General features: G+C 75.1%; 5 protein-coding genes. 2 read left to right on the top strand and 3 right to left on the bottom strand.

The features are described from left to right. Positions 1–77: 77 nt before the first annotated feature. Together ACFCZ1_RS10495 and ACFCZ1_RS10490 are read right to left on the bottom strand one after the other, a co-directional pair. Entirely contained in the window at positions 78–1,871 is a 1,794-nt protein-coding gene (locus tag ACFCZ1_RS10495) for a SpoIIE family protein phosphatase (RefSeq protein WP_376677985.1), read from the bottom strand. A 135-nt stretch (positions 1,872–2,006) separates the two neighbouring features. Continuing rightward, the gene (locus tag ACFCZ1_RS10490; RefSeq protein WP_376677968.1) at positions 2,007–3,425 is read right to left on the bottom strand and encodes an NAD(P)/FAD-dependent oxidoreductase; all 1,419 of its coding nucleotides are present in this window, start codon (positions 3,423–3,425) and stop codon (positions 2,007–2,009) included. A 340-nt stretch (positions 3,426–3,765) separates the two neighbouring features. Between ACFCZ1_RS10490 and ACFCZ1_RS10485 the strand changes: the two genes are divergently transcribed. Together ACFCZ1_RS10485 and ACFCZ1_RS10480 are read left to right on the top strand one after the other, a co-directional pair. After that, entirely contained in the window at positions 3,766–4,539 is a 774-nt protein-coding gene (locus ACFCZ1_RS10485; protein WP_376677967.1) for a TetR/AcrR family transcriptional regulator, read from the top strand. Between the two features lie 136 nt (positions 4,540–4,675). Further along, positions 4,676–6,733: a sigma-70 family RNA polymerase sigma factor gene (locus ACFCZ1_RS10480; RefSeq protein ID WP_376677966.1), complete on the top strand. Its 2,058-nt coding sequence runs from the start codon at positions 4,676–4,678 to the stop codon at positions 6,731–6,733. Here the strand turns inward: ACFCZ1_RS10480 and ACFCZ1_RS10475 are convergent. Beyond that, the gene (locus ACFCZ1_RS10475; protein ID WP_376677965.1) at positions 6,720–10,016 is read right to left on the bottom strand and encodes a BTAD domain-containing putative transcriptional regulator; all 3,297 of its coding nucleotides are present in this window, start codon (positions 10,014–10,016) and stop codon (positions 6,720–6,722) included. The genes ACFCZ1_RS10480 and ACFCZ1_RS10475 overlap by 14 nt on opposite strands. Between the last annotated feature and the right edge of the window lie 216 nt (positions 10,017–10,232).

The following is a 10,232-nucleotide window of genomic DNA, read 5'->3' as shown; positions in this document are numbered from 1 at the left end:
GCGCGGGGGGCCGTGTCCACGCCCCTCAACACGGGGAGGCCCCCGGCCCACCGCCGGGGGCCCTTCCGCGCTTGCGGCTACTTCTCCGGCAGGGCGAACTCGCACCAGACGGCCTTGCCTCCGCCCGGAGTGCGGCGGCAGCCCCAGGACGAGGCGATCGTCGCGACGATGGAGATGCCGCGGCCGGTCTCGTCGGCCGGTTCGGCGCGGCGGCGGCGCGGGAGGTGGTCGTCCCCGTCGGTGACCTCGATGATCAGGCGGCGGTCGGTGCGGCGCAGCCGAAGGCGCATGGGCGGCGTGCCGTGCTGGAGGGAGTTCGCGACGAGCTCGCTCGCGGCCAGTACGCCGAGATCGCACAGTTCGACCGGGAAGCGCCAGGAGGCGAGGACTCCCTGCGCGAAGGCGCGGGCGCGCGGGGCGGCCTCGATGCCGCCGAGGAGTTCCAGGGCGGCGTTGTGGAACAGCTCGGCGTCGGCGCCGGTGCGGGCGGGCTGCTGGAGGACCATCACGGCGACGTCGTCGTCGTGATCGGCATCCACGCCGAGGGCGCGCATCAGGCGGTCGCAGATGACGGCCGGGGTGCCCTGGGCGCCGGACAGGGCCCGTTCCAGGGCGGCGACGCCTTCGTCGATGTCCTCGCCGCGGCGTTCGACGAGGCCGTCGGTGTAGAGGACGGCGGTGGAGCCGGGGCCCAGGGCGATGGTGCCCGAGGTGTGGAGCCAGCCGCCGGTGCCCAGCGGCGGGCCGGTGGGGTCGGCGGCCCTGCGGACGGTGCCGTCCTCGTCGCGCACCAGGATCGGGAGGTGGCCGGCGGAGGCGTACGCGAGCAGCCCCTCGTTGGGGTCGTGGACGGCGTAGACACAGGTGGCGATCTGGCTGGCGTCGATCTCGGCGGCGAGGCCGTCGAGGAGCTGGAGCACCTCGTGCGGGGGCAGGTCGAGGCGGGCGTACGCGCGGACGGCCGTACGGAGCTGGCCCATGACGGCGGCGGCGCGGACCCCTCGGCCCATGACGTCGCCGATGACCAGCGCGGTGCGGCCGGCGCCGAGGGTGATGACGTCGTACCAGTCGCCGCCGACGGCCGCCTCGGTGCCGCCGGGCTGGTAGGTGGCGGCGATGCGCAGGTCGTCGGGCTGTTCGAGTTCCTGCGGGAGGAGGGAGCGCTGGAGGGTGACGGCGGCCTCGCGCTGGCGGCGCTCGCTCGCGCGCAGGCGTTCGACGGCCTCGGCGTGGTCGGTGACGTCGGCGAGGTGGATCAGGATCCCGGTGTGGCCGGGGTCCGGTTCGGGGTCGCGCCCGGGGGCGGACCGGGGGAACTCCACCGGCGAGCAGGTGACGGTGTACGAGCTGGTGCCGCCCGGTGCCGTGCGGTTCTTGGCGGTACGGGGCTTGCCGCTGCGCTGGACCTGGTCGAGGAGGGGGAGCAGGCCGAGCTCGCCGAGCTCGGGGAGTGCCTCGTGGGCGGGGGCGCCGGGGGTGCGGGCGCCGAAGCCGGCGGTGTAGGCGTCGTTGACGTAGGCGACGCGGTGCTCGGGGCCGTGGACGAGGGCGACCAGGGCCGGAAGCCGGCCGAGGACCTCGCGCACGGAGAGCTCTTCGGGGGTGGGCACCGCGGCGGTGACGCCCGTGCGCGGCACGGGGGCGACGGCCGGGGTGGTGCCGGATCCGCTGCCGGTGCCGCAGACCGTGGGGTCCGCGGGGCGGCCGTCCGCGGCGGGCGCGGACCGCTCGGTTCCGGGGTCGGCGCGGCCGCCGCGGGCTGCCGGGACGGAGCCTTCGCCCCGCTTGGCCTGGGCGGCGGCGTGTTCGGTCCGGGCGGCGGCGCGGCGCTGCGTTCCGGGAAACCGGGCGCTCCAGCGCGTGAAGTTCACTGCGTTCAAGCCTCGTGGTGTCGCAAGTGGTCGCTGTGTCGCTGGTGATCGGTCACGGACGGGACGTTGTCACTCTGTGCAGGTGTGAGCCCACCTATGGTCACACGTCCAGTGTGTCCGACCGCACTGACAACGTCAGCCCTGGCTGTCCTGCGGGGGGTTGGGGGCGGGGTTCGGCGGGGGTTCCTTGGGGCCGCCGCCGGCGGCGAGTTCGAATTCTGCCCTGGGGTGTTCGAGTGAGCCTAGGGAGACGATCTCCCGCTTGAAAAGACCGGAGAGGGTCCATTCCGCGAGGACGCGCATCTTGCGGTTGAACGTGGGGACGCGGCTGAGGTGGTATGCGCGGTGCATGAACCAGGCGGGGTAGCCCTTGATCTTGCGGCCGTAGATGTGCGCGACGCCCTGGTGGAAGCCGAGGGAGGCGACGGAGCCGACGTACTTGTGGGCGTACTCGGTGAGGACTTCGCCGCGCAGGGCGGCGATGAGGTTGTCGGCGAGGACCCTGGCCTGGCGGACCGCGTGCTGGGCGTTGGGGGCGCATTCGCGGCCCGGCTGCGCGGCGGTGATGTCGGGGACGGCGGCGGCGTCGCCGGCGGCCCAGGCGTGTTCGACGCCCTCGACCGTGAGGAAGGAGGTGCAGGCCAGCCGGCCGCGCTCGTTCTTCGGCAGGTCGCAGGCGGCCAGGATCGGGTGCGGTCTGACTCCCGCGGTCCACACGACGGTGCGGGTGGGGAATCGGGCGCCGTCGCTGAGGACGGCGACGCGGTTCTCGCAGGATTCGAGACGGGTCTCCAGGCGGACGTCGATGCCCCGGCGGCGCAGTTCGCGGACCGTGTAGACGCCCATCTCGGGGCCGACCTCGGGGAGGATCCGGTCGCTGGCCTCGACCAGGACCCACTTCATGTCCTCGGCCTTGACGTTGTGGTAGTACCGCGCGGCGTAGCGGGCCATGTCCTCCAGTTCCCCGAGGGCTTCGACGCCCGCGTAGCCGCCGCCCACGAAGACGAAGGTGAGGGCGGCGTCACGGATGGCGGGATCGCGGGTGGAGGAGGCGATGTCCATCTGTTCGATGACGTGGTTGCGCAGGCCGATCGCCTCTTCGACCGTTTTGAACCCGATGCCGTAGTCGGCGAGTCCCGGGACGGGGAGGGTGCGGGAGACGGAGCCGGGGGCGAGGACGAGTTCGTCGTACTCGATCTCGACCGCGCCGGTGCCCTCCTCCTCGGTGGCGAGGGTGGTGACGGTCGCCGTGCGCTTGGCGTGGTCGATGCGCCGGGCCTCGCCGATGACGATGCGGCACGTGCCGAGGACCCGGCGGAGCGGGACGACGACGTGGCGGGGGGAGATCGAGCCCGCGGCTGCTTCGGGGAGGAAGGGCTGGTAGGTCATGTAGGGCTCGGGGGTGACCACCGTGACCTCGGCTTCGCCGGCTCTCAGCCTTCTCTGGAGCCTGAGCGCTGTGTACATGCCGACGTAGCCGCCGCCGACGACCAGGATGCGGGTGCGGGGCGGGGTACCGGGGTCCGTGCCCCGGGAGTTAGCAGCCTTCACCATCCCATGACGCAACGTGGCCGGGAGTTTGTCCACAGCCCCGACAGATTGTGTGACCGGAGGTAGTGCTGGGACGGGGCTGAAGCGGACCTTGGAGGGGGGTGCAGATTCGCAGGTCAGAGGGTGCGGAAGGGGTGATTCCGAGAGGGTGGAACGGAAAAGTGGGGGTGAATGCTCCGATCGGGCGGTGCTCCGTCGGGGGCTGCCTCTTCTGAATTGACTCTGGCTCAACTATGTTCGTATCTCGTCGAGGAGTAAGACCGGGCCCACCTGACCGTGGCCCCCTCGACATGAAGGCGGGGAGCGTCTCCGGGGGGAGACAAATGATTACCGGGGGAAACATATGAACATTTCCGATTTCCATGGTTCTGCGACCGCTCTCTCGGTCGAGAGCGAGGGTCGCGGCATCGCGGGCGGCACCACACACGGCGTGGGGCGGTCCACGCCGCTGCGCGTCGACGCCCAGCGCAATCTGGAACACGTCCTGCGCGCCGCCCGCGAGGTCTTCGGCGAACTGGGCTACGGGGCTCCGATGGAGGACGTGGCGCGGCGCGCGCGCGTCGGTGTCGGCACGGTGTACCGGCGCTTCCCGAGCAAGGACGTCCTGGTCCGGCGAATAGCCGAGGAGGAGACCGCCCGGCTGACCGACCAGGCCAGGACCGCGCTGGGCCAGGAGGAGGAGCCGTGGCAGGCGCTGTCGCGCTTCCTGCGCACCTCCGTGGCCTCGGGCGCCGGGCGGCTGCTGCCGCCGCAGGTGCTCCGGGTGGGCTCGACGGGCGAGGACGGCGTCGAGGAGTCCGAGGCGGCGCGGGTTCCGCACCAGCGCCAGGCCGTCGAGGCCGGCGGGGCTCCCGGACTGCGCGTCGTGGGCGCCCGGCCCGCGATCGAGGACGAGCCGTCGGACGACTCGGGTGCCGGTGCGCTGCTGGAGGTCGTCGGCCGCCTGGTGGACCGTGCCCGTGAGGCCGGTGAGCTGCGGACCGACGTCACGGTGGCCGATGTGCTGCTCGTGATCGCCACGGCGGCGCCCGCGCTGCCCGACCCGGCGCAGCAGGCGGCGGCTTCGGCGCGGCTGCTCGACATCCTGCTCGAAGGGCTGCGGTCCCGCACGGTGTGATTCCGGGTGACAGTGCGGTATTTCGCCGGACTGTCCCCGGATGGGTGGATGGTGTGCAAACGGGTTCGACGCGTGGCACCCGTGTGACACGCTTGATCGGTGTACCGGTTGAGTGTGTCGTGCGGGGGCTTCCGCGATGAGCGTTGACGGGCGGGAAGGGCCACTCGGTGGCACCGGTGGCGAGGTCGAGGCGGGCAGCCCGCCCGCCCGCCAGGTACCCGCCCAGCGCGAACCGGGAGGCCGGCACGCCGCTTCGGCGGGCATCGGCATCGGAACCGAACTGCCCCCTTCCGACGGCGACTTGATCGCCCGGCTGCGGGGCGGGGACGACGGTGCGTACGAGGAGCTGTTCCGTCGGCACGCCGATTCCGTACGCCGCTACGCGCGGTCCTGCTGCCGGGACGCGCACACCGCCGACGACCTGACCGCCGAGGTGTTCGCGCGGACCCTGCAGGCGGTACGGGGCGGGGCCGGCCCGGACCAGTCGGTGCGGGCCTATCTGCTGACCACCGTGCGCAGGGTCGCCGCGGCCTGGACGAAGACCGCGAGGCGGGAGCATCTCGTCGAGGACTTCGCCGTCTTCGCCGAGCAGGCGGCCACGGGTTCGGCGGGCGGGGCCGGGCTGTCCGGGCTGTCCGGGGACGACACCCTCGAACTGGGCGCGGACGTCCGGGCGATGCACGAGGCCGAGCAGTCCCTCGCCATGCAGGCCTTCCGGAGTCTGCCCGAGCGGTGGCAGGCCGTGCTGTGGCACACCACCGTGGAAGAGGCCTCGCCGAGCGCGATCGCGCCGCTGTTCGGGCTGAGCGCCAACGCGACGGCGGTGCTGGCCAGTCGCGCCCGCGAGGGGCTCAAGCAGGCGTACCTGCAGGCCCATGTGAGTTCGGCGCTGACTGCGGGGGGCGACTGCGCGCGGTACTCGGACCGGCTGGGGGCGTACGCGCGCGGCGGCCTGCGGATGCGGGCGGAGCGGGGGCTCCGGGGGCACCTGGAGGAGTGTGCGCGGTGCCGGCTGGCCGCCGGGGAGCTCAAGGACGTCAACGCGGGTATCCCCGCACTGCTTCCGGTCGCCGTCATCGGCTGGTTCGCCGCCGGGTACGCGGCCAAGGCGGCCGGGGTGGTGGCCGGTGGTGCCGTCGCCGCGGGCGGAGCCGGGTTCGCCGTGGCCGCCGTCGGCGGGTCGACCGCGGGAGCAGCTGCCGCCGGGGCCGGGGCCGCGGGCACGGGGGCCGCAAGCGCGGGGGCCGCTGGTGGGGCTGCCGGTGCGGGGGCTGCCGGTGGGTCCGGTGCCGGGGCCGGGGTCGGGGGGGCCGTGGTGTCCGAGGCGCTGGGGCTGCCGGTCAAGGCCGCCATCGCCGCCGGGATCGCCGTCGCGGCGGCCGCCGGGGTGGTGTTCGCGCTGGCCGGGGACGACACCGAGCCTCAGGCCCGGGCGAAGCCCGTGCCCGGAGCGGTGGCTCCGGCGGTGCCGGCCGCGCCCGCCCTGCCGGAGCCGCCCGCGCCGGAGCCGAGCCCGCCGGAGCCGAGCCCGCCGGAGCCGAGCCCGCCGGGGGCGGAACCGCCGCCCGCGCGGGTCTCCGTACCTCCGCGCAGCCCGGCACCTGCCACGCCTGCCGTGGCCGCTCCCCCTGGCCCCTCGCCGTCGTCATCGCCATCGCCGTCTCCCTCTCCCGGCCCGGAGCAGCCCTCGCCGATGCCGGCTCCGAGCCGGACCTCACCGAGGCCCACCCCCACACCGGTGCCTGCGCCGAAGCCGGCACAGGGGTTCCAGCTGGCCCGGCTCGGCCACTCGGCGTACGGGGACCACAGCGGCCCGGAGCTCCAGACCTGGCGCAGCAGCTGGGTGTGGCAGCGCTGGGGCCTGGAGGTGGGCGACCGGCGGTTTGGACAGGGGATCACCGTGAACCCCCGTTCCTCCGTGGAGATCGCCCTCAACCGGCCGTGCACGGCCTTCTCGGCGCGGGCCGGGGTGGACGGCCTCTCCCCGTACACCGACGGCTCGGTGCGGTTCTCCGTCTACGCCGACGGGAAGCGGCTGTGGCAGTCCGCCGCCCTCGGGTACGGGGACGCCCCGGCGGCCGTGGACGTCCCCCTCGCCGGGCGCGGGACGCTGCGGCTGGTGGTGGAGAAGGCGGGGCAGGGCAGGCTCCCGACCCTGGCGAGCTGGGCCGACGCCGTGATCAGCTGCCGGTGAGGAGGGTGACGACCTCGGCCGGGGAGAGTGCGGCGCCCGCCGCCGCCTCCTCCTCGTAGCGGTCGGGGCCCAGCACGGCGCGGGTGCGGTCCGGGAGTCCGCCGACGGCGGCCCGTTCCGGGGCCGAGCGCGGGTGGCCCGCACGCCAGGCGGTGGCAGCCGCGAGCAGCCGTACGGCCTCCGCGGCGCGGTCGGCGGCGTCCAGCAGCAGGGCCGCGGTGTCGGTGAGCGAGGCCAGGACGCGCTCGGCGCAGTGCGCGGCAACGGCGGCGGCCAGGGCCGGCCCGAGCTTGGCGAGGCCGGCCTCCGGGCCGTGTTCGCGGAAGGCGAGGACCGCGTCGATGTCGTCGAGCCCGGCGGTGAGCTGTGGGGGAACCGTGATCTTGCCGGCCGCGGTCCGGGCGGTTTCACAGGCGGCGCGGGCCCGGTCCTGGTCCCCGCGCACGAGGGCGAGCAGCGCGGTGAGGAGGCCGCCGTAGGCCTGGATGTCGTAGATGCCACCGTGCGCGTACTGTTCGGCTTCGTCGTGGGCCTGCGCCACCAGGCGTTCGGACTCGACGAAGTCCCCGGCGCAGAAGGCGGTCTCCGCGAGCCGGGCGATGGCGAAGGGCGCCTCGATGTGGGCGCCGACCTCGCGGGCCAGGCGCAGGCACTCCTCGTACTCGGCGCGGGCCCGGTCGTAGCGGCCGCGGGAGAGCGCCACCTCGCCGGCGGCGCTGGCGACCTGGCCGCGGGTCCAGCGGTCGCCGACCCGGCGGGCGATCTCGTGCAGTTCGGCCAGGTCGGCGTCGACGGTGGACAGGCCGCCGGTGATGTCGATGGCCACATGGGTGCGGAGCATGAGGGTGACCCCCAGTTCCCAGTCGCCCCCGTGGCGGCGGCAGTTGGCGACGGACTCGTCGAGCCCGGCGCGGAAGTCGATGGTGCCGCCGGTCAGGAAGGTCGTCATCGGCCAGAGCATGCCGGGGAACCGGGCAGCCTCGGGGCCGCCGCTCGCGAACACCCGCTGGATGTCGGCGGCGAGCGCGACGTTCTGCGGGGTGCTGAACTCCTCGGGCGAACGGCCGTCGCCGAGCAGGACGAGGTGCAGGATCCGCAGGCGCATGAAACGCCAGTACGCGGGCGTGCCCTCGGGCGCCTCGGCGGGGGTGACGGCCAGGACGCGCCCTGCCCAGTCGGCGCCCTCGGTACGGTAGTTGCGAAGCCACCAGAACCAGCCGAGGGCGAGCGCGAGGCGCTGGGCGCACTCGATGGTCCCGGCGGTCCCTGAAGTCCCTGCGGTCCCGGCGGTGGTGTGGAGGAGCGCTGCGCGCAGGTTGTCGAGCTCGGTCTCGATGCGGCGGATCCAGGGGAGCTGGGCGGCGGACCGCACGAGGGGTTCCGCCTCCTCGGCGAGGGACAGGTAGTGCGCGGCGTGTCGGTGGGCGGCGGCGGCCCGGTCGGCGGGGTGCGCGGCCGCGCGCTCGGCAGCGTACTCGTGGATGGTCTCCAGCATCCGGTAGCGCATTCCGTCGCCCGGCTCGGGGCCCGGCTCGGCCAGGACGAGGGACTTGTCGACGAGGGAGCCCAGGACGTGGGCGACGTCCGGGCCCCGGCCGTCGGCGTCGGCGTCGGCGTCGGCGGCCGTGCAGACGGCCTCGGCGGCCGGCAGGTCGCAGCCGCCGGCGAAAACGGACAGGTGGCGCAGCACCGCCCGCTCGGGCTCGTCGAGCAGGTCCCAGGACCAGTCGATGACGGCGCGCAGGGTCTGCTGGCGCGGCAGGACGGTACGGGCGCCGCTGGTCAGGAGCCGGAAGCGGTCGTCGAGGCGGTCCGCGATCTGGCGCGGGGTGAGCAGCCGCAGCCGGGCCGCGGCCAGCTCGATCGCGAGCGGGAGGCCGTCGAGGCGGGCGCAGATCTCGGCGACCGTCTCCGGGTCCGCGTCGGGGCTGAAGCCGAGGCGGACGGCGGCGGCGCGGTCGGCGAAGAGGCGGTGCGCGGGGTCGGGCGGGAGCGGGTCGACGGGGCGGACCGTTTCGCCGGGCACGCCGAGAAGTTCGCGGCTGGTGGCCAGGATCCGCACGCCGGGGCAGTGGGTGAGCAGCTCCTGGGCCAGCTCGGCGGCGGCCCCGATGACGTGTTCGCAGTTGTCGAGGACGAGAAGCAGGCGGCGCTGCGCGCAGTGCTCGACGAGCTGGGCGGTGGGGTCGTCGGCGGTGGTCTTCTCGCGGCCGACCAGGGTGTTCTCACGCAGGCCGAGGGCGCTGAGGACGGCGCCGGGGACGGCCCCGGGGTGGTCGAGGCGGGCGAGTTCGACGAGCCATCCGGGTTCCGGGTGGGCGGCGGCCGCGTGCTCGGCGAGCCGGGTCTTTCCGGAACCGCCGGGTCCGGTGAGGGTGACGAGGCGGAAGCGGGCCAGGTCGGTGTGCAGGGAGGCGAGTTCGGGCTCGCGGCCGACGAAGGAGGTGAGGCGGGGGCGGAGGTTGCCAGCGGGCAGCGGGGGCGCGGGCGGCGACCAAGGCGAAGGCGCGGGCGAAGGCGCCGACCAGGGCGAAGGCGCGGGCGAAGGCGCGGGCCGGAGCAGCTCCGCGTGCAGGGCGGTGAGTTCGGGGCCGGGGTCGGTGCCGAGGCGGTCGGCGAGGGTGCGGCGGGTGTGCTCGTACGCGGCGAGGGCGTCGGCGGGTCGGCCCGCGGCGCGGAGCGCGCGGAACTGCTGGACGCGCAGCGGTTCGTCGTACGGGTTCTCGTGGATCAGCGCCTCGATCTCCGGCAGGAGTTCGGCCGGGGCGGTGACGCTGCCGCGCAGGTCGGCCTCGATGCGGTCGCGCAGCGCGGCGCGGCGGCGGGCCTCGGGGGCGGCCGCGTGGGCGGAGCGGGCGGACTCGGGCAGGTCGGCGAGGGCGGGTCCGCGCCACAGGGCCAGGGCGGTGCGCAGGGTGTCGGCGGCGCCGGCGGGGTCGGTGGCGAGCTGCCGGCCGCCTTGGACGGCGAGCCGCGTGAACCGGTGCAGGTCGATGTCCTCGCGGGCGGCGGCGAGGCGGTAGCCGCCCGCGGGGTCGGCGTGGACGGAGTCCCGGCCGCCGAGGGCGCGGCGGAGCCGCGCGACGAGCGCCTGCAGGGCGGCGGGGGCGTCGTGGGGCGGGTCGTCGCCCCAGACCTCGTCGACGAGGTCGGGTACGGAGACCCGGGCGCCGGCGCGCAGGGCGAGGGCGGTGAGGAGCGCGCGCAGCCGGGCGCCGCCGATGGGAAGGGGGGCTCCGGTCTCGTCGCGCGCCTCGGTGGCGCCAAGGATGAGATACCGCACCGGGCAATTCTGCCTGGTCCCCGCGGCGGGCGGCAGCGAATTCGTGGCCGGTCCGGGGCCCGCGGACCACGGGGACCGGCCGCGGACCGGACCGTCCCGTCGGGCTCCCGAGCGGTGCGCACGGCCCGCGGCCGCCGGTGGCAGGCCGCGCCCGACCTGCGGCCGGCAGACCGTCCGGTCCCGGCTCGGACCGTCCCGCTCCCGGGCCCAGGCGGC

The organism is Streptomyces sp. NPDC056224 (assembly GCF_042267665.1).
In the GTDB taxonomy this organism is placed as follows: domain Bacteria; phylum Actinomycetota; class Actinomycetes; order Streptomycetales; family Streptomycetaceae; genus Streptomyces.
This window is presented reverse-complemented; position numbering and strand designations above follow the sequence as displayed.

Bases quoted from the DNA above. Each gene is read 5' to 3' on its own strand.
- ACFCZ1_RS10485 (WP_376677967.1), top strand. From the start codon at position 3,766: ATGAACATTTCCGATTTCCATGGTTCTGCGACCGCTCTCTCGGTCGAG.
- ACFCZ1_RS10490 (WP_376677968.1), bottom strand. From the start codon at position 3,425: ATGGTGAAGGCTGCTAACTCCCGGGGCACGGACCCCGGTACCCCGCCC.
- ACFCZ1_RS10480 (WP_376677966.1), top strand. From the start codon at position 4,676: ATGAGCGTTGACGGGCGGGAAGGGCCACTCGGTGGCACCGGTGGCGAG.